The organism is Ruegeria sp. N8 (assembly GCF_056531325.1).
In genome coordinates, this window is the sequence record NZ_JBQFLQ010000013.1 from 1 (window position 1) to 18,234 (window position 18,234).

The window sequence follows — 18,234 nt, forward strand, 5'->3', positions numbered from 1 at the left end:
TCGGACCTGTCTTCACCAAGAAGGGCGACGACAAATCCGGCCGGTGGCTCAGAGTTTCCGAAGTAGCTGTAGGCTGTCATGGCTCTGATCGACTCGCCGTTGACCGTTACTCGCGCGTCCCACTCCCCCTCTGGATCGTCCAAAATTACGGGTTCGATCACGCGCTCTATCGCCCCGCCACCACAATAGACAATGCCTTCGGGCGCTTCGTAGGAGGCCCCCTGGTCAATATCTGACTCGCAGGCGGAACGAAGGGACTGGATTGCCGAGCTGGAACCCTTCAAGTCAAAGTTTCCGTAGCTGACATCTTGATCAATCATCGACAAATTAACCGATGCATTGGCCGCAAGCTGGTCCAGCACAAAACCATAATCCTGCTGACTATTGAAACTGACCTCGACAGGATAATTGTCGACGATCTGCACGTCAGCGTTCTCTGCGCCAACCTGAAATGCGCCAACTTCGGTGGTGCCGTTCTTCAAAAATCGAATGGAAAGCCCCTGCTTATCCACAATGTCCTGGCTGTCCTCGTATCCAGCCGGAGCAAAGCGGATACGGTTACACTGAAGTTCCAGCGTCATGTTTCCGGTCTGAATAAATGCATTGGGATTAGGCCCGGAGTTGAACGACCACTCCGCTGATGCTGTGGTCGCCATTGCCATCATCAGTGTTCCAATGGAAATCGTTTGGAAACTCATTTTCTCTCTCCATGGTGTTGTGGTTCGTACTGTCGTTCAGCAGAGATTCCGGCCCGTTACCTGGGCAACCAGGTCAGGAAACAGGTGCGCCGTATTCGTTTGCGCCTTCTTGGGAAGGTCGCGTCAGCCACCAGATCATCAGGATGGACAGAACCAATTGAAGAATTGAGACAACAACAATACCGGTTACGCCCAGGACGGCCGCAGGTCCTCGCAATGCATCGGGGTTTTCGGTCCCTTGCTCCAATACCGAGAAGAACGCCACCCCACCCAGCATAACAAAAAGAGTTACAATGCTGAGCGCCATCGGCAGCAGCAAGTACCAGCCAGGTCGTCCTGTATCATGCAGCCTTCTCCAACCAGCGGCCAGCATAGGTATGAGAACGGCCAGTTGGAAAACAGAGGACAGAACCCGTGATCCCTGCCCTGTTTCGGGGTTGGTCCCGAATAAGATGGTGTCCAGCACAGCTAAAGCAGCACTCACGAGAACCACAAACAAGAAGAACCACCAGTATTCCGAGCGTATAGCCCGACCGGAGAACTGGAAGTATTTCGAGAAACACGTCTTAACGGCTTCACCAAATCCCATCTTTCAATCCCTTCATTGTTTCTGTGCGGCCTCAAATTGCTTCGCCGCTCAGGGGAACACACTCGCAGCTCCCACTTACTTTTTTGTTTGAACGCAGAGGCCTATCGTACGAGAGCGTAGAGAAATTTACGCGCGGAAAAAATATTGATTTATTAGAAATTAGATTCAAACATGCGAATTCGACACAACTTTATTTTACCTCCGTTGTTGTCGTTGCTGCTCGCTGTGCCGAGCCCTTCCGACTGCTGGAGTGAGTGCTGGCGGCCGGAAGGCACTTTACAATGATTGAGCGCTGGGAGGACGCGATGCTCAGACTAAACGTACTCGCCCTATTTCCAGAGTTTGCTCTAGCATTTGCCAGTGACGTCATTCGGCCTTCACACGTTATTGTCGGCCCCGATAGTCAACGAAATATCGTCCCGCCGACCAAGCCCCCCGCGACAAGTTGTTGGGAAGGGAAATCACAGGGTCGAAGTATGTTCCATAGCCTGCTCTGACGCGAGAACTTCAAACAAGCGCATCCAATTTCAATAATTTCATGGGAACAAGAGGGAGAAGAAAATGTCCAACAAGATGGTGATGATTGCAGGCGCAACTTGTTTCGCATTGCTTGCAGCCTGCGACGAGACGAGTACATCTAGTGCGTCCGCCGAACTCACGCCGGCTCAGCAGGCGTGTTTGCGAGACGTAGCCAGCACAACGAACAATTCGCAAGTCGTGGTGCTCTCATCCGCGTTTAGCGAGGCGGGAACACAGGTCACTGTAGGCGTTGGCGAGGATCGTGCTCCTTGGAATTGCATTGCTTACAGTGATGGCACGACAGCTGGTATCGAGTTCCTGGGCGACGAAGGCGCATTGTGACCAGTTTGGTGCGCGGCGGAGCACGGCTGCGCAGTACTGGCTCGCTCTTTGGAAAGCTCGACTTGGCCTGCCGGATACGCCTTTCAGGCTATGGCATAGGCATCCGTTACGGATCATCGGATGCACCAATTGACCATTAGGAGTTTTGCAAGCAAAGCGAAACCTCTACGAGAAAGAGGCCTGCATGGATGCTAGGTTAGACCTTCTGGTGACTACTACTGGCCACGTGCCAATTGCATTATCGTACGGGCTGATATTCGGTAGTTCGATCCCAGTTTTGCTGGGACTTCCGGTGGAAGGAACGGATCAGACGCATGTCTTCCGTGCGATTATGGGTCTTTACGTAGCAAACGCTTTGTTTTGGTCAGCGACCGTGGCGAAACCGGACTTACAGCGCACCGCGCTATGGGTTCTATTTTTGTCTATCTCGGGATTGGCCGCAGGATGCATACTTAGCATATTTTTTGATGGCGTCCCGAAAGGGATACTTCTCTTTTATCTTGCAGCCGCGATTACAATTGCAGCTCTGGAGGCGGTTTCACTGAAAAAACGTACGATGAAACAGGAAGTGGTAAAATGGTAAGGTTTGGCTTTGCTATCTCGATGATTGCAACACTAGCAGTTTCGACATCCGCTTTTGCACAATCTTCATCTGTCCAGATTGCGGTGGACGAAAACTTCTTAGAACTTGAGACTGCAGTTGCCGATGCGGGAGCTACTCCGATCGCATCGATAGATCATGCGCGCCTGGCCGAGGCCGAAGGTGTCGAAATGCCAGCGTCTCGTGTACTCGTGTTCTCTGATCCAGAGATAAACACGCCAATTCTGGAAGAGAACGTACGAGCAGGTCTGGATCTTCCTTTTCGCGTTCTTTCCTTCGATCAGGATGATCACCCGCAGATCGCATACACAGACTCTCAGTTTCTCAAAGTGCGTCATGGTCTGAATAATAGCCAAGCGTTGAATGCATTTGAGAACAAGTTGCTCGAAGTCCTGAACGACTTGGATGCAGCACCAGCACCGACCAAAGGATTACTTGCAAACTATGGCATCATCGAATTGCGATCTGAGCTCAGCGTGTCAGAGGCAGTAGTACGTCTCAGGACAGCTGTGATGGGACAGGACGATACAGTCTGGTTTGGGGAGATGGATTTTGCGGCCGAAGCGTCCCAACTGGGGGCGCAGCTACCGGATGCTGTTCTCTTGTTATTCGGCGGACCAGCACCCGGTGGTGTGGCAATGGCGGGTTTTCCGGCAATTGGATTGGATGCCTTTTGCCAAAAACTATTGGTTTACGCGAACGAAGAAGGCGGCTCCGTAGTCATTTTCAATGACATCGCTGCCTTGGCAGAATTGCACTACGGTTCCTCAGCCGAGCCTCATCACGGTTTGAACAAAAGGCTTACCGCAACATTTCAAACCGCAATTGAATGACCTTTGGTCAGAAGTCACAATTATCAGAGTTTTATTCTTCGCATTTCACTGCCCCTTTTTAGCTCAATCAGATCGGCATCCAAAATCCGGCAGCGGGCGAACAAAACTGGCACTCAAGAACGCAGCGGGTGGGACGGTTCGGCACCTGCGCAAAATGCAAGATTGGCCACCGCGCCTATCGGAGCGAGTTGGGGCAATCTTCCGGCTTGTTCAAGTGACGATCAACGAGAGTCAAAGGTCGAAATCCCGAGCGGATCATAGACGTTAGACTGCGTTGATTGCGAGTGATCGTGATAGTGGGCCTTACTGCGTGCGTGGCGTAGTGACGCCATCAACACTTTTTCCGGATTATTGATGAGCTGGCTAGCACCGGCTTCGTCATGGTCTGTTTCTGCTGTGGGAGGGACGGGCTGAAGACGGCCTTCAAGTACAGTTCCCCACACTTTGATATCGGCCAGCGTCAAAGGATCCACAGTTAGCGGATTTTCTTCAAGGATTGTGAAGTTGGCCAGTTTGCCGGGCTCGATGGAACCGATCTCATCCTCCAATTGCAGGGAATAGGCTGCACCGATGGTGATACCTTGCAGCGCGTCTTCGGCACTGATGCGCTGGTCCGGACCAACGACACGGCCACTCGTGGAAATCCGATTGACAGCAGCCCACATGTACTTCAGCGGCTCTGCAGGAGCCATCGGCATGTCCGAGTGCATCGAAAAGGGGATACCTGCCCGAACGGCGTCACCTAGTGGCACCATGCGCTCTGTGCGCTCGCTACCCACGCTGCCTGCGGAATACCGATCTGCGAGCGTCGGCGTATAAACGGAATTGCCACTGACAATCGCGCCAAGACGTTTAATACGTGCGATCTGATCTGGTTGAGCGTAGCCAAAGTGCACCACGACGGTGCGATGGTCATATCGCGGATTGCGCTGCATGGCGTCTTCAAGAGCATCAAGAAGGATGTCCAGACCGCCGTCTCCTAGATTGTGTACATGGACCTGAAAACCTGAGTCCCAATAAAGGTCGAACACCTGCTTGAAGAAATCAGGCGTCATAATCCATTGACCTTCATGCCCGTCCAGATAGCCGTCGCGCATGATCATTAATTCACTGAAGATCGCACCATCTAACAGGAGCTTGACTTGCTTAGGTAGGAACTGGGTTCGGCCTTCGCTCCACGCCAGCATAGCTTCGGTCTCGGCCAGTACTTTTTCGGGGCCCTCTGTGTTCAGAAACATACTCCCAAGCGTTCGACCGTCCGGAATAAAGTAAAAGTTGAACGGCGTGTCGTCTGGCCCGAACGCTTCTGCCACCAGAGCTTGGGCGTTCTGATCCACAGGGCCAGCAGGCTCTGCCAGGGTCGTGATCCCGCTGCGGTGATAATAGTTCTCTGTGAACTCCAGCGCCTCCATGACCCTGTCGATAGATGCATAGACCGGAGCAAACTTCTCAAAGAACACATGCTCCCAGAATGCAGCTTCAAGAAAGAGGCCTTTCTCAAGATTGGCTTGAGACCGGGCCAGTTCGCTTGACCAGCCGGCAATGTATTCTTCGGTGATTTCAAGTTGTTCGAGGGCAACCGAGTTGAAGTACATCTCGTGGGTGGAGCGTTGCCATACAGCCAGCGGGATATCGGGGGCCAGTTCGTCCAAAATCACACGGCTCATGTCGCCGTGCCAAGACGCGTGATACCCCCAGACCATCAGCGGTCGCCCGCTGCTTCGATCATATGTGTTGATGACCTCGGACAGACGTTGGCGAAACTCCTCCTCGCTATTGGCAAGAGGCGCAAATCCCGCTGGCGATTGCCAGTCCTCGATGGAAATGATGGCATCCGACATCATCGCAAGCGCGCCCAGAAGCGGGTGCAAATGCTGTTCAATAAACCCGGGCACCATGACCTTGTCTTCAAAACTGCGGTCAATTGCATAGCTACCTTCGGGTAGGCGACCCTCGATTTCCTCCAGGGTTCCAACGTCAGTAATTCGACCATTCCTGACCGCCACCGCTTCAGCCACCGGGGCGTCCGGATTCATGGTGAGAACTTCTCCACCGACGTAGACGGTTGTGCCGGGAAACTCAGGGAAACGCTCGAAGGCGTCTTGCAATGAGGGGGACTGTGCAACGCCGTGAAGCGGCATCAGCGCAAAAGCGAATACTGTGAGAGACTTAAAGAACTTCATTGATGCCTCCGAATGGGATTACGGACATAAATAAATTGCTTCGATCAGAGCAGGCTGATCTGCGATGTGTCAACCTAAGCCCTCAGTCACTCAATACTGACTGAGCAACCCAAACTTGAAAGCCACTTTCGTTGACCGCTGTGGGCTCACAGCAGTCATTCGCCCAAATTCGCAGAATGCTTGCATTGGAAACAACATTGGACTTTCACCAGGCAGCATAGAACGGCAGTAAATCTCGAATTCCCAAGAAAACGGACTACGCTTTGCCTCGTAAAACTAAGTTGTTCAGTTCTTTGAAAACCAGATTTTGACAAGCCGACTGCGGCCGTACTTTAGTTGCAACTCATTTGGAGCGATACTGCGATGCCAAACACTTCGTTACTTTCGAATTCCAATTTTTCAGTTTTTGCGCTTATTGGAGGTTTGATTATGCAAAGCCTTGGAACTTCTCCTGTACATGCTGAAGACGACCCATACGCAACGCCGCGAGAAGATTTTTCCATCCGCGACCTGAGGAATGGTTACACAGCCAAGCAAGCCTACGACCTGAGCTTTGAATGGAATTTGCAGAAGTTCCTCGACATTACCGAAGCCGGGGCGTTTTCGTACATGAACCTCGCCGAGTTCCTGCCAAGTTCGGTTATTCGCCGCGACGGGGCCGTCGCGATGCTTGCGGCAAACCTTAACGATGCCATAGGTGCCACGAGTGTCCCAGGCGCTGATGGAAAGGCTGTCTCGCTTGACGAGATGATTAATGCCGACGATTCCACGGTGCAGGGCGTTATGGTTCTTCACAACGGCGAAATCGCTTACGAGGTATACCCGGGAATGCGACGGACGGACAACCACGTCTGGATGTCCAATGCAAAGATCCTTTCGAGCTTGTTGATCGGCCAATTGGAAGATGAGGGTAAGATCGACGTTCAGAAAACGGTTGGCGATTATGTAGATGGCACAAAAGGAACAGCTTGGGAAAACATAAAAGTCATCGACGTCCTGAACATGCAGTCTGGTTTGGATCTGGAAGAGAACCCCCTTTCACGCAAGGGCGACACACCGTATGGGCGGTTTGTCAGGGCTGAGGTTGGTGTTCCGAACGAAGCAGGCGTCCTGGAAACGCATAACGAAGCCCTGTTTGCTATACCCAAGCTGCGGGAACCGGCTGAAGCCTTCGAATACTCTTCTGCAAACACGCAAATGCTTGGTCTTGTCATTGAAGCCGTTACGAACCAGCGACTTGGCGAAGCGATCACGGAACGGGTTTGGAGCAAAGCTGGAATGACTGGCGACGCCACCCTTGCGCTGTCACCTCAAGGAAACGGTATCATACACGGTCTGATCAGCAGCCGCTTGATCGACATGGCAAAGATTGGTCTGCTCTACACGCCAAGCTGGGACAAGACAGCGGCGGAGCGCGTTGTATCTGAAAAGATGATCGACGCGATCCAAAAAGCGGGTATTGCCGAAAACTACATGAAGGGAACACTCGGCCCACACCTTTCTGAAGCATTCCGTGAACAACCGATGGCAAACGCATACCAATGGGAGGCCGTTTTTGCCGATGGCGATTTCTACAAAAGTGGGATGAATGGCCAAGGCATCTATGTCTCGCCAGGAAAAGACGCAGTCGTCGTTTGGTACGCAACCGGAGGTGCGAGTATCGACATGGAAGCTTACGCCAGAGCCATTGTGAATTCCCTGTAGGTCAGATCGCGCACTGGCGTCTCTGGCCGCAGGCCAATGTATAGTCGGTCGTTTGGTGACTAGAGCATCCATTCGACCGGCAGCCACCTGACCACGGCTGTCAGGGCACGCTGTAAACCATTGGTTTCAGGGTCTACGGAGTGAATGGTGACAGTCCCATCCTTCTCTTCTTGCAACCATATCATCTCGCCGCTGTCGTTGAGTTCGACGCGATAAGAAAACTCAGGCCGGTTCAATTGCTCCGCAAGCGCCTGAGTTATAGTTGGGCTTTCGATCATAAGGCCCATTTCTGTATTCAGCCGTGCGGATCTGGGGTCGAGGTTGTAAGAGCCTATAAAGATCCGTTCTCCATCCGATCCAAAGACTTTTGCGTGTAAACCGGAGGCCGATCCGGCCAGCATCTCGGGCAGGCTGCGCTCGCGATGTTCACGCCGCAAAGCTCGAAGCTCTAACAACTCTACACCGCTGTTCAGCAAGTCTTCCCTGTAACGCATATAGGCCGCGTGAACGGGCATAACATCCGTGGCATCCAATGAGTTGGTCAGAATGCGGACCTTCACTCCGGACTCTGCCAACCCCTCCAAAACCTCCGCGCCTCTTTCGCCCGGAATGAAATACGCTGAGACAAGGTCTAGCGAGGTCTCAGAGGTTTTGGCGAATTCGATAAGTTGCTCGACAATCAGATCTCCACTCTCGACTTCGCCCAGCCCTTTTGACGGATCGTCGACGAAAAGAGTGACTTCGCTCCATTCGAATTTCAGATCGCGCGCCGATATCCGGTCGGCCAGTTCATTTTCCTGAATAGCCCTTTGATAACCTGCGCCAACCGCAGTCTGGCGCGCGGCGTCTGCCTTCGTTTTCAGAGTTTTTTCCGACGAAGGCTCCAAAAATAACTCCGCGTCGTACGCGGAAGCACTGTTCCAATATGCGTCGAAGGATTGCGATACCTCATCTACAATCGGGCCAATAGCTATCGCGTCTACATCCAGGTAGTGCGTTCCCGCCCCGTAGTCGAAATAGATGTCTCCTATGTTGCGTCCGCCAACAATCGTGGCGACACCGTCCACAGTCATTGATTTATTGTGCATCCGCCGGTTCAGGCGACCAAAGTCAAATGCATAAGACAGAAGTTTTGGGTTCCTCAAAGTGAACGGATTGAAAATGCGTACATTTGCATGTGGCAGGGCGTCCAGTTCGGCGAGCAAACCATCCAATCCAGAGATACCGTTATCGTCGACCAACAATCTAACGCGCACGCCGCGCTCTGCTGCTGCTCTGAGCTCTTCCAAAAGCATCAGGCCGGTCACGTCATCTTGCCAGATGTAGTACTGAGCATCGATTGAGGATGTCGCTTCTCTTGCAAGGATCGCCCGGGCCGCAAAGGCTGCACGTCCATTTCCTAACGGCCTTACACCGTCGAGCCCGGGATTGCGTTCAAGTGCATTTTTTATTGTTGCACCCAGTGGTCCGACCCAATCGGCATCTTCCTTCAGCGTTGGCTCAGAAAAGTTTTCTTCAGGAAGCGGAAACGTCAATCGTAACCCCATTATGGTCACTGCGATCACCGCTACCAAAATCAAACATGTTCTGATCAGCCGCATTCGGGGATCCATAGGTGGCACTTCGGATTGTTCTTGCAGCTGAGATTGGCCTATCGACAGATAGTTTTTCAAGAGTTTAGGTTGGAGCAACAGGCTGAGCACCAAAGTTTGTCAGCTATGGAATTGGTCAGCCATGTTTTCGTGCAAACCCGATTAAACATGCCCAAAGTAGTCTCGGGCAGCGACCACCGAGTAGGCATAGTGTAGTAAGGTTCCCCAGTCGAAGATAGGTAGACCCACCTCGCGCTGTGCGGCACGGCTAAACGGTTGCATTCCTGTGCACTCATAGATGATGGCGCCAATGTTCTGATCACGTGCCACAAGTGCCTTTGTCGCTTCGACCATCTGTATTTCGCAGGCTTCGTAACGTGCGTACGGCTCTTGCGGGCGTTTTTCCGGATCCCAGAGTTTGTCGAACTCGGTCACCCCCAGCTCGTCCTGGGCGCCGCCAATGATTAGATTGGAATTCGGATCAATTCCGACAGCCTCAAGGTGGCGATCCGTCAGGAAGCGGCGTTGAGCACACAGGATTGCCACCTTCTTACTGCTGCCTATGAGGGTCTGGGCAAATGGCACCTGCAGCAGGCTGGACGTGAACACCGGCACGCTAACGGCGTTGGCCACCTCCTGCTGGAAATAGGCAAAGTACCCACATTCCGCGGCAATGGCGCGGCACCCGTATTTTTCCAACCGCTTTGCGGATGCAATGATGGGCGCGCGAACTGGTGTTTTGTCCTGGTCCCAAACCAAGGTCTTGTTGCTGACTTCCGTGGCGATGTCATACTGGATCGGAAAGGGAAACGCGCTTGGGTTTCGCACGTCACCGGGGAAGCCCGGATAGGCATCGTCCAGAAGCATGACGCCAAGGCCCATCCCATAGCCCACATGGTTCTGACGCGCGCGGATATCTTTGATGCCGGGGTCACGGGGTGCATAAAACACTTAGTTGGGCCTCTTCGTGTTAGGCATTTGGGCGGGCCAACATACAGTCGACCCAACCCAGTCTGATCAGCTGTTGCGTTTGAGGAAGTCGACCAGCAGGGCCGAGATCTTCTCCGGCTGGTCTTCCATCGAAAAGTGGCCGCAGTCCTCGAGCACATGCAGTTCCGAGCCGGGAATGGCGTCGCTCAGCTTGCAGGCCCACGCGACCACCTGCCAGGCGTCATCCGCGCCCCAGATCAATTGGACCGGACGCTCACCGAGTTCGGCGTAGCGCGGTGCAACCTCATCGGTATGCTTGGGGTCGTAGTGCATAACCTGATGCTGAAAGAAACTGCCCTGTCCTACGGGACCACAGATGAAATCGAGGTAGGTTTCCATCGAGGTCTCGGCGAGACGTTTCTTGTTCTGCACTGTCGAATAGAGCCATTCCCGGAAATGCTCACGGTGTTCTGCATCCGGCGCCTTGATCAGCTTCTCAAGACCCGCTTGCATCTGTTCATGGGTACGCTTCGAGGGCCAGCTGTCATAGCTTACCACGTCGATCATGGTCAGCGTGCGGACACGCTCAGGGGATTGGATGCCGAACCGCTGGGCGATACCACCACCGATGTCATGAGCTATGACATGCAGGCCATCCAACCCCCAGATGTCGAGCAGCCCTTCAAGGATCGGAACCTGCCCGGTGACCGAGGTGTCGATGTTCGGGTCGCGCGGACGTTCCGACAGACCATACCCGAGCAAGTCGTATACATGCACCTTGTACCCAGCCTCTACCAGCGAAGGCAGGATGTTACGCCAGATCCAGGATGAGGACGGAGTGCCGTGGATAAGGACCACGGGTTCGCCTTCACCATGCACGCCGTGAGCGATGCGGTTTCCGTTTATCACAAGGTGTTGGTCCACAAGTTGGATCACGATTTTTCTCCTGCGTTGGTAGGCTGGTCGGGCAGCTATTCGGGATGATTTCAAGGAAAGGGAGCGCAGGAACGGTCAGACGCTCCAGGCAAAGATGCCGTAGGCGCCGGCGGCGATGTAGAAGCCCTGCATCGTCGTCCAGCCCCACATCCGCTTGCGCACCGCAAGGGTAAAAAGCAGCAGCGCCGACAACAGGAAAAACACGAAGGAAAGCACCTCGTATCCAGTGTTGGAGGCGATGAGCAGGGAATAGGCGATAGACAAAAAGGCTCCACCCCACTCAAGCGATTTGTTTGCATCGGTTGTCATGTTTCAATCCGTTTTCTGACTTTCCCCGATTGTAGTTTCAGAGCAATCAATCTATCAAATGAATGATTGTCATGAATCGATAAGAAATTCGAATGGAGCTGTGTCATGGCTGAACGGCTGGAAATAGATGGCCTGCGGGCGCTTCTGGCAATCTCGTCTCATGGGGGCGTTACCCGCGCGGCCGAACACCTTGCGCTGTCGCAACCGGCGGTCAGCCACAAGGTCAGGCGGTTGGAAAAGGTGCTGGATTGCGATCTTCTGGCGCGCCGTGCAGGCGGACCGCTGTTTACTGAAGCGGGTGAGCGGTTGCTGGAATATGCACAGCGCATGATGGATCTGCATGACGAGGCGCTGGCGGCGTTGGGCAAGAAACCACTCAAGGGCACGATCCAACTGGGCATGACCGAAGACACAACGGGTGGCGACGTGGCCCGCATTTTGGGCCGCTTCACCCGGCTGCACCCGGAAACCCAGGTGCGCACCCGGATCAGCCAGAGCCTGACCCTCGCAGACTGGCTGGAGGCCGGTGAAATCGACGTTGCGGTCATGCAGGTCTTCAGCCGTGATGTGCACCCTGACGATCTGGTTCTCTATGAAGACCAGTTGCATTGGATCAAATCTCATGACCTTCCGCTGGATTTGTCGGTCCCGGTTCCGTTTCTCGCCTTTGATAGCAACTGTTTCTACAAGCATTGGGCCAGTGCCGAAGGGGCGCGAGGTGGGCAACGGTTTGAAACGGTCTTCGAATGCCCCAGTGCGTCGGGCATCCTGTCCTCCGTGCGCTCGGGGTTGGGGGTCGCGCTGATGAACGGGCTGCACCTGTCGTCTGACCTGGAGGTTGTCGAAGATGTGTTCCCCGAGCCGCCTTCCATCGCCTATGTCGCGCGAACTCGCCCCAAGAACCGGAATGATGCAGTCAAGGCGCTCATCCAGGAAATCTCCCTTGAGGTCAGAAATGCAATTCCCCTACGCGTTGCTTGACGAACCAGCCCTGGCCTCTATCGAAGCACAGGCAGCCCAAATTCTCGATGAAATCGGGGTTGAGTTGCAGGGGGATCCCGGCAGCCTCAACGCCATGGCGTCTGTCGGGGCACGGATCGAAGGCGAGCGTGTTCGTATCGACGCTGACCGTCTGCGCGGTCTGATTGCGCGTGCGCCCGCCTCCTTTATCTGGCAAGGAAAGACCGAAGCGGATTCGGTCACAGTCGGAGGCGACCGCCCGGTGGTTGTCCCCTTCTATGGCCCTCCGAATGTCCGGCACGCGAACGACACCATTCGCCAGGGCACCCTCGAGGACTACCGCGAACTCGTGCGCCTGTGCGATGCTTCGCCGGCAATCGACAGCACCGGCTTTCAGCTTTGCATCGCACACGACGGGGACGCACTGGTGCCCTACATGGAGCTCGCCCGCGCCCATTTGGAGCTTTCGGATAAGCCGATGATGGGCACCGTCCTGTCCGAAGACGCCCTGCGCGAGGTGGCTAGCGCGGCTGGGGTCAAGGATACGGACGAAGACTGTCGGTTGCTTCATTTGATCAATCTGACGCCCCCGTTGGTCTTTCAGACCAATCCCCTGCGCTGCCTGCGTGCTTCGGCTGAATTGGGTCAGGCCAGCCTTGTTACCTCTTACATGATGATGGGGGCCACGGCACCGGTGACCGTTGCCGGGGCGCTGGCGCAGGGGCTTGCGGAAATCATGGTTGGGCTGGCTTTGACGCAAATCTATCGCCCTGGGGCGCCAGTGGTCGGCGGGATCTTCGCAACCCCGTTTTCGATGCAGTTCATGGGCCCGATCTTTGGAACGCCAGAATCTCACCTGGCCCAATTGGCCGGTTGCCAGCTGGTGCGCCGACTTGGGGTTCCCTGCCGTGGCGACGGATTGGTCACGTCGTCCAAGATCAATGACGCTCAGGCGGGATATGAAGGTGCCAGCGCCTTCGGAGCATCTTTTTTGGGAAGGGCCGACCTGATCCTGCATGCGGCGGGTTGGCTGGAGTTTGGGCGGACTGTCGGTGTTGAGAAGTTCAATTCTGATGAGGCTATCCTAGAGGCGCAGCTCTCAAATCTCCAAATTCGTCATTCATCAGGATACTTCTGAACGACGGCTGTGAGCCGTTCGTCATACTTAGAAAAGTCCGGGTTGTGCGCATCGCAGACCCTGCGTGATAGTTTAAGTTTCCCTAGGAAGCCCCGTTGCGGGATTGAGCAACGCAAAGGGCCATAGCCGCAACGATTTCGCCAAAAATTGATTGCATTCATCGCCAAGGCAGACAATCGCGCGGCGCAAAATCTTGGGCAAACTACGCAGACATATTGGATGCGAGAAGTGTTGTGCGCAAACCCACATTTTCTGTAGGCGCGCATAACACTGCGCTCATAATATTGATTTTAGTCATTAAATTTAGGTCATCTCGCCCATAACTTGCGTGGTATTTGCGCATTAGTTTGCTCGATTTGACCAAAAGATTGCACACTCCCTCTCGGTGTTCGACTACATCCTTCCGAAAGTCTCTTTGAGTTCTGCGACTTGTGCTGCATCCAACATCCGGGTTGGCAGGCCCCGCAAAGCCACGAGCAGCTTGGCTGTTTCTTCTAACTCTTCTGCTGCACAGACCGCCGAGAAGAGGTCCTTTCCCGATACGACAGGTCCGTGATTGGCCAACAGAACCGCACTATAGTTGCCACCCAGTTCGCGGATCAGATCACCGGATTCCGGATCACCCGGCTTGATGTATGGAACTAGTTTGACCGTGCCTACTCGCATTACCACGTATGGTGTAAGCGGTGGAATACAGTCACTGGGATCGGTGTCTTCCAGACACGACAGTGCAGTTGCCCAGGTCGAGTGCAGATGCACCACTGCTCCAGCTTCTGGCCGCGTCTCATAGAAGGCTTGGTGCAGAAATACCTCCTTGGTCGGCTTGTCTCCGGAGACATGGTTCCCATCCAAATCAATCTTGGCGATGCGCTCGGGGTCGATATCGCCCAAGGTCGAATTTGTTGGCGTCATGAGGATTCCGTCATCAAGTCGTGCCGAGACATTGCCAGCTGTGCCAACGGAAAAGCCACGCGCAAACAGCGAGGCGCACAGCTCTGACATCTGCTGCCGCAGCGCCGTTTCATCCGAACTCATTTGCCTGCCTCCATCATTCTGAGCGCTTTTGCAAAGAAGTCTGAAGCGCCAAAGTTTCCAGACTTTAAAGCCAGCGCAATAGGTTCAGTTCTTCCAACGCTTAGGACTGGCACACCCGGGTCGATCTCTGGCCCAATTGACATGGCAGGTGACCCGAGTTCTTCAGAAATGGCCTTGGCAACAGCTCCCGAGGTTTCCCCTCCAGCCACCACCAATCGCTTGTAGCTCTTCTGAACAAGCTCTCGCGCGGTATCTGCAAAGAGATTGTCCAGCCTGTCCGCTACAGCTTCCTGACCGAATTGACTTTGGATCGCACGCACATCATCAGGACTTCCCGACGAGTACGCGAGCGGAGCCTGCCCCGAATGCGCTGCGAAGAAATCCAGAAGCGTTTGTGTGGTCACATCCCCGGACATAACACCCGGAACATCGATGGCGAACGTCGGATTGGATTCCGCATGCACATTGATCTGCTCTCGGGTCGCACCCGAGCACGACCCGGCAAGGATCGCGGCAGGCCCAGCGAAACCGGTGAACTCGCTGCCAGTACTTTTGGATGAAGTCTCTCCCAAGAAGTTTCGTGCTAAGCCCAATGCTATGCCCGATCCCCCGGTGATGAGTTCGGCATCCTTTAGAGCTTCGCCCCAAGCCAACAGATCTTTGTCCGAAATCGCATCGCCAATCAAAAAACGTTCTTCCGCGTTCCGCAATGAATCAGCAATCGCCTCTGGCCCTTGCTTCACGGTGTCAACTGGCACCGACCCAACCGCTTCCTCGGTCTGATGCTGCAACCAACGCCTGATGTTCGCATCCATCATCGGAGTAAGGGGGTGATTTTCCATCCCGGACTCGTTCAACAGCCTGCCAAGCACAAAAAGATGACCGTGATAGACCGTGCGTCCCGTTGTCGGAAAGGCCGGGCAGAAAATCACTTTTTGCGCGCCCAGTTCGTTGGCCAACGCTTCCGCAACGGGGCCGATATTTCCTTCCATCGTGGAATCGAATGTCGAGCAATATTTGAAGATGAACTGCTGGCATCCTTGGTCCACGAGCCACCTCAAGGCACTCAAACTGTCTGCAACGGCTTCCTTGACCGGTGCAGTGCGGCTCTTGAGCGAGATGACGCCCGCTTCGATCTCTTCGTTGGCTGGGGTCGTCGGAATACCTGGAAATTGAGCTGTTCGTAACCCACCTTCCGGCTCAACACCCTTCGCCAAGGTATTCGCAATGTCGCTCGCACCAGTGAAGTCGTCCGCTATGACACCGATTTTCATAGTTCAATGTCCCGCGTCGGCCCTGGATCCAGCCTGCGGATATGGGGTGCCGCGCCTACGGGATATAACGCACGCACAAGTGGATCGTGGCCGGGCACGATAAGCCTAGGATGCGAGGCCAACCTCTCGAGTGTCTTGAAGCCATCCATCATGTCCTGCAAATCGACGACGATAGGAAAAGCTTTGCGCGCCATGAAATTCTCATAATAATGCGAGGCATCAGAGGCGAGTACCATCCACCCGGCTGCCGTTCTAACGCGAACGCATTGCAACCCGCGCGAGTGCCCACCGATGCAGTGCACCGTAACCCCATCTGCAATCTCAGCCTCTCCATCGTAGAACACGACCTTGCCTGAATAGAGACGCTTTACGACCTCGCAAACATGGCCAGCCGTGAAAGGCGCACGTAGGTGGTCATGGCACATGCAAGGGCCGGTGGCGAAGGCCATTTCCGCCGACTGCATATGCAACTTCGCGTTTGGGAACATATGCAGCCCCCCAGCGTGGTCATAGTGAAGATGGGTCACGATGACATCGGTCACCGCATCCGGCGCAATGCCTAAGGGCCGCAACGCCTCGCGAGGATCCATCGCGATGGGACGATCACGGGCGGCGGCCTCATCGGAATCGTAGCCAGTATCGACCAGAATGACTTTGTCGCCGCGTTTGAGCACCCAAACGAAGTAATCCATCGCATGAGGCGCGTCATGATTATCATCGATGATGAAACTATCAGCTCGCGTCCGGGCGTTGCGATCCGCGTATTTCACGGCATGGATTTCCCAATCGTTCATCGGATGACCTCGGAATACTGGTGAACTACCTTGGTGGCGATCATATCAGCCACTGCCGTATCAAAGGACTGAAAATGCGCGCTTTCTAGGTGGGCAGAGAACGCCGCGCTGTCATCATAAACCTCATAGAGAAAAACTGTCTCGGGATCGTCGCCGAGACATACGTCAAATTGCTGGCATCCGGGTTCTTTACGCAAAGAAGTTGAAGCGTTTTCTACCATCAGCGGCAAGAAAGCGCTTCTCTTACCGGGTTTGAGAGTGAAAGTGACAGTGACTACAAACATCAGACAGAAAGTCCTTTCAAACGTGAGAAAGCGCGCTTTGCGAAGGGCAGTTGGCTGAGGATCAGACCAATGTTGAGCACCAGCAGAATGGCCGCACCAGGCCGAGAAAAGAAGACCGAAAGATCCCCATCCGAAAGGAACAGCGACCGACGGAAGGTTTCGTCAAACAGGCTGCCCAGAATAACGCCGATCACCAACGGCGCGACTGGGTATTTCATCAGGTTCATGAAATAGGCAACGGCGCCTACTCCAAGCATCAGGTAGAGATCATTGATGCCACCACCAACGCTGAAAGACCCAATTGTTGTCAGAACCATAACGACGGGCAAGAAGATGGTCTGCGGGATGGCGAGTATTTTAATAAAGACCCGAGCAGTGAACAGGCCCATTAAGAACATTGTCAGGGAGGCCAGCACTAAAATTGCAACCACGCGCAGAATGATCTCGGGGTCTATTGTCGGACCTGGGATCACGTTGTTGATCTTGAAAGCCCCCATCAAAGCCGCGGCGGGTGGTGAACCGGGAATGCCCAAAACCAAAAGCGGGATCAGCGCGCCCCCGATGCAGGCGTTATTTGCTGTTTCAGAGCACAGCAAACCTTCCAATGACCCTTTTCCAAACTTGTCGCCCTCGGCAGAAACGGTCTTGCCAACACCGTAGCTGACCCAACCGGCGACGTCTTCGCCGACGCCAGGAAGCGCTCCTACCCCAGTTCCAATCACTCCTGACCGGCCAATGGTGGGCAGGTAGCGTCGGATGGAGCGTAGGTTCGGAAGAATGCGGCCTTTCAAGGCCAGAACTTTCCCGGCCTCAACGTGCCTCAAACCGTCAATGATTTGGGGAATGGCAAAGGCCCCCATCAAAACTGGCACAACCTGAAACCCGCTCATCAGATAAGACCAACCGAAAGTATAGCGCGGCTCAGACAACAGAGGGTCGAGGCCCACCATGGACATCGCAAGCCCAATCAGACCGGCGATCCATCCCTTAATCACCAGGTCTTCGCTCATCAAAGTGCCAGAAAGCAAAATGCCGAACAGGGCCAGCAATGCTTTCTCTGGGCTTGCGATGTTCTTTGAAACCAAAAGCAGCGCCCAGACAAAAATCAAAAGCGTGATGGTTCCGATAACTGTGCCAATGAAACTGGCCGTTGTGGTCAGCCCTAGTGCTTCGCCCCCTCGACCCGCTTTGGCCAGAGGGTAGCCATCCATCGCCGTCGCCGCGCTGGCTGCCGTGCCCGGAATGTTCAGCAAAATAGACGGGTAAGAGCCGCCGTAAATCGCACCGACATAGGCCCCGAGCAAAGCGATGAGCGAATAGTCGAGCGGGATTTTGTTGCCGAAGAAACCCGTCAGGATCGTCACAGCCAGGGTTGCCGTAAGGCCGGGCAATGCGCCGAACGTGATGCCCAGGAACACGGAAACGATCAGATACAGATAGGTCAGCGGGTCTACTGCCAGGCCCAAGAATGCGGTCCCAAACCCAGCCAGTTGCGAGAGGATAAAGTCCATCC

Annotated in this window: 18 protein-coding genes; 6 read left to right on the forward strand and 12 right to left on the reverse strand. The window is 54.4% G+C overall.

The window, feature by feature from the left end; all coding sequences use genetic code 11:
- Window positions 1-698 (reverse strand): hypothetical protein (locus ACR0C5_RS17920; protein WP_480878158.1); only part of this gene is annotated, 698 nt, incomplete at its 3' end.
- Window positions 699-771: 73 nt separating this feature from the next.
- Complete coding sequence (locus ACR0C5_RS17925) at window positions 772-1,287, reverse strand: DUF805 domain-containing protein (RefSeq protein WP_117870863.1); 516 nt, start codon at window positions 1,285-1,287, stop codon at window positions 772-774.
- A 561-nt stretch (window positions 1,288-1,848) separates the two neighbouring features.
- On the opposite strand from ACR0C5_RS17925, the gene ACR0C5_RS17930 reads away from it, so the two are divergent.
- From ACR0C5_RS17930 to ACR0C5_RS17940, 3 genes are all read left to right on the forward strand, one after another.
- Window positions 1,849-2,148: a hypothetical protein gene (locus ACR0C5_RS17930; protein WP_480878160.1), complete on the forward strand. Its 300-nt coding sequence runs from the start codon at window positions 1,849-1,851 to the stop codon at window positions 2,146-2,148.
- A 184-nt stretch (window positions 2,149-2,332) separates the two neighbouring features.
- A complete protein-coding gene (locus ACR0C5_RS17935; RefSeq protein WP_480878162.1) occupies window positions 2,333-2,731 on the forward strand; it encodes a DUF4345 domain-containing protein in 399 nt (132 codons plus the stop codon).
- Window positions 2,725-3,582 carry a DUF302 domain-containing protein gene (locus ACR0C5_RS17940; RefSeq protein WP_480878164.1) on the forward strand — a complete coding sequence of 286 codons (858 nt, stop codon included), beginning with the start codon at window positions 2,725-2,727 and terminating at the stop codon, window positions 3,580-3,582. Before ACR0C5_RS17935 ends, ACR0C5_RS17940 begins: the two co-directional genes overlap by 7 nt.
- Before the next feature lie 221 nt (window positions 3,583-3,803).
- On the opposite strand, the gene ACR0C5_RS17945 is transcribed toward ACR0C5_RS17940, so the two are convergent.
- Window positions 3,804-5,765 carry an amidohydrolase gene (locus ACR0C5_RS17945; RefSeq protein WP_480878166.1) on the reverse strand — a complete coding sequence of 654 codons (1,962 nt, stop codon included), beginning with the start codon at window positions 5,763-5,765 and terminating at the stop codon, window positions 3,804-3,806.
- A gap of 363 nt (window positions 5,766-6,128) precedes the next feature.
- On the opposite strand from ACR0C5_RS17945, the gene ACR0C5_RS17950 reads away from it, so the two are divergent.
- The gene (locus ACR0C5_RS17950) at window positions 6,129-7,469 is read left to right on the forward strand and encodes a serine hydrolase domain-containing protein (protein ID WP_480878168.1); all 1,341 of its coding nucleotides are present in this window, start codon (window positions 6,129-6,131) and stop codon (window positions 7,467-7,469) included.
- Window positions 7,470-7,528: 59 nt separating this feature from the next.
- Here ACR0C5_RS17950 and ACR0C5_RS17955 read toward each other — a convergent pair whose 3' ends face one another.
- The 4 genes from ACR0C5_RS17955 to ACR0C5_RS17970 all read right to left on the reverse strand — a co-directional run bounded on the left by ACR0C5_RS17955 (window position 7,529) and on the right by ACR0C5_RS17970 (window position 11,236).
- A complete protein-coding gene (locus ACR0C5_RS17955) occupies window positions 7,529-9,070 on the reverse strand; it encodes a phospholipase D family protein (RefSeq protein WP_170775464.1) in 1,542 nt (513 codons plus the stop codon).
- Between the two features lie 153 nt (window positions 9,071-9,223).
- Complete coding sequence (locus ACR0C5_RS17960) at window positions 9,224-10,012, reverse strand: aspartate/glutamate racemase family protein (RefSeq protein WP_480878170.1); 789 nt, start codon at window positions 10,010-10,012, stop codon at window positions 9,224-9,226.
- Window positions 10,013-10,078: 66 nt separating this feature from the next.
- Entirely contained in the window at window positions 10,079-10,927 is an 849-nt protein-coding gene (locus ACR0C5_RS17965; protein WP_480551770.1) for an alpha/beta fold hydrolase, read from the reverse strand.
- A gap of 75 nt (window positions 10,928-11,002) precedes the next feature.
- Window positions 11,003-11,236, reverse strand: coding sequence for a hypothetical protein (locus ACR0C5_RS17970; protein ID WP_170380068.1), 234 nt, complete (start codon window positions 11,234-11,236; stop codon window positions 11,003-11,005).
- Between the two features lie 105 nt (window positions 11,237-11,341).
- On the opposite strand from ACR0C5_RS17970, the gene ACR0C5_RS17975 reads away from it, so the two are divergent.
- Window positions 11,342-12,217: a LysR family transcriptional regulator gene (locus ACR0C5_RS17975; RefSeq protein ID WP_480878172.1), complete on the forward strand. Its 876-nt coding sequence runs from the start codon at window positions 11,342-11,344 to the stop codon at window positions 12,215-12,217.
- Window positions 12,192-13,334, forward strand: a complete 1,143-nt coding sequence (locus ACR0C5_RS17980) for a trimethylamine methyltransferase family protein (RefSeq protein ID WP_480878175.1) — start codon at window positions 12,192-12,194, stop codon at window positions 13,332-13,334. The genes ACR0C5_RS17975 and ACR0C5_RS17980 overlap by 26 nt, the downstream gene beginning before the upstream one ends.
- A gap of 393 nt (window positions 13,335-13,727) precedes the next feature.
- On the opposite strand, the gene otnC is transcribed toward ACR0C5_RS17980, so the two are convergent.
- The 5 genes from otnC to ACR0C5_RS18005 are packed head-to-tail and all read right to left on the reverse strand — an operon-like array spanning window position 13,728 to window position 18,232.
- Window positions 13,728-14,369 carry a 3-oxo-tetronate 4-phosphate decarboxylase gene (otnC, locus tag ACR0C5_RS17985; protein WP_480878177.1) on the reverse strand — a complete coding sequence of 214 codons (642 nt, stop codon included), beginning with the start codon at window positions 14,367-14,369 and terminating at the stop codon, window positions 13,728-13,730.
- Entirely contained in the window at window positions 14,366-15,643 is a 1,278-nt protein-coding gene (gene otnK, locus ACR0C5_RS17990; RefSeq protein ID WP_480878179.1) for a 3-oxo-tetronate kinase, read from the reverse strand. Before otnK ends, otnC begins: the two co-directional genes overlap by 4 nt.
- The gene (locus ACR0C5_RS17995) at window positions 15,640-16,437 is read right to left on the reverse strand and encodes an N-acyl homoserine lactonase family protein (RefSeq protein ID WP_480878181.1); all 798 of its coding nucleotides are present in this window, start codon (window positions 16,435-16,437) and stop codon (window positions 15,640-15,642) included. The genes otnK and ACR0C5_RS17995 overlap by 4 nt, the downstream gene beginning before the upstream one ends.
- Window positions 16,434-16,721, reverse strand: coding sequence for a putative quinol monooxygenase (locus ACR0C5_RS18000; protein ID WP_480551759.1), 288 nt, complete (start codon window positions 16,719-16,721; stop codon window positions 16,434-16,436). Before ACR0C5_RS18000 ends, ACR0C5_RS17995 begins: the two co-directional genes overlap by 4 nt.
- Window positions 16,721-18,232 (reverse strand): tripartite tricarboxylate transporter permease, encoded by a 1,512-nt coding sequence (locus tag ACR0C5_RS18005; protein WP_480878183.1) that lies wholly within the window; start codon window positions 18,230-18,232, stop codon window positions 16,721-16,723. Before ACR0C5_RS18005 ends, ACR0C5_RS18000 begins: the two co-directional genes overlap by 1 nt.
- Window positions 18,233-18,234 lie beyond the last annotated feature (2 nt).

Coding starts and splice junctions, on each gene's coding strand:
- ACR0C5_RS17980 (WP_480878175.1), top strand. CDS start 12,192: ATGCAATTCCCCTACGCGTTGCTTGACGAACCAGCCCTGGCCTCTATC.
- ACR0C5_RS18005 (WP_480878183.1), bottom strand. CDS start 18,232: ATGGACTTTATCCTCTCGCAACTGGCTGGGTTTGGGACCGCATTCTTG.
- ACR0C5_RS17935 (WP_480878162.1), top strand. CDS start 2,333: ATGGATGCTAGGTTAGACCTTCTGGTGACTACTACTGGCCACGTGCCA.
- ACR0C5_RS17930 (WP_480878160.1), top strand. CDS start 1,849: ATGTCCAACAAGATGGTGATGATTGCAGGCGCAACTTGTTTCGCATTG.
- ACR0C5_RS17975 (WP_480878172.1), top strand. CDS start 11,342: ATGGCTGAACGGCTGGAAATAGATGGCCTGCGGGCGCTTCTGGCAATC.
- ACR0C5_RS17940 (WP_480878164.1), top strand. CDS start 2,725: ATGGTAAGGTTTGGCTTTGCTATCTCGATGATTGCAACACTAGCAGTT.
- ACR0C5_RS17945 (WP_480878166.1), bottom strand. CDS start 5,765: ATGAAGTTCTTTAAGTCTCTCACAGTATTCGCTTTTGCGCTGATGCCG.
- ACR0C5_RS17995 (WP_480878181.1), bottom strand. CDS start 16,437: ATGAACGATTGGGAAATCCATGCCGTGAAATACGCGGATCGCAACGCC.
- ACR0C5_RS17955 (WP_170775464.1), bottom strand. CDS start 9,070: ATGCGGCTGATCAGAACATGTTTGATTTTGGTAGCGGTGATCGCAGTG.
- otnC (WP_480878177.1), bottom strand. CDS start 14,369: ATGAGTTCGGATGAAACGGCGCTGCGGCAGCAGATGTCAGAGCTGTGC.
- ACR0C5_RS18000 (WP_480551759.1), bottom strand. CDS start 16,721: ATGTTTGTAGTCACTGTCACTTTCACTCTCAAACCCGGTAAGAGAAGC.
- ACR0C5_RS17950 (WP_480878168.1), top strand. CDS start 6,129: ATGCCAAACACTTCGTTACTTTCGAATTCCAATTTTTCAGTTTTTGCG.
- ACR0C5_RS17970 (WP_170380068.1), bottom strand. CDS start 11,236: ATGACAACCGATGCAAACAAATCGCTTGAGTGGGGTGGAGCCTTTTTG.
- ACR0C5_RS17925 (WP_117870863.1), bottom strand. CDS start 1,287: ATGGGATTTGGTGAAGCCGTTAAGACGTGTTTCTCGAAATACTTCCAG.
- otnK (WP_480878179.1), bottom strand. CDS start 15,643: ATGAAAATCGGTGTCATAGCGGACGACTTCACTGGTGCGAGCGACATT.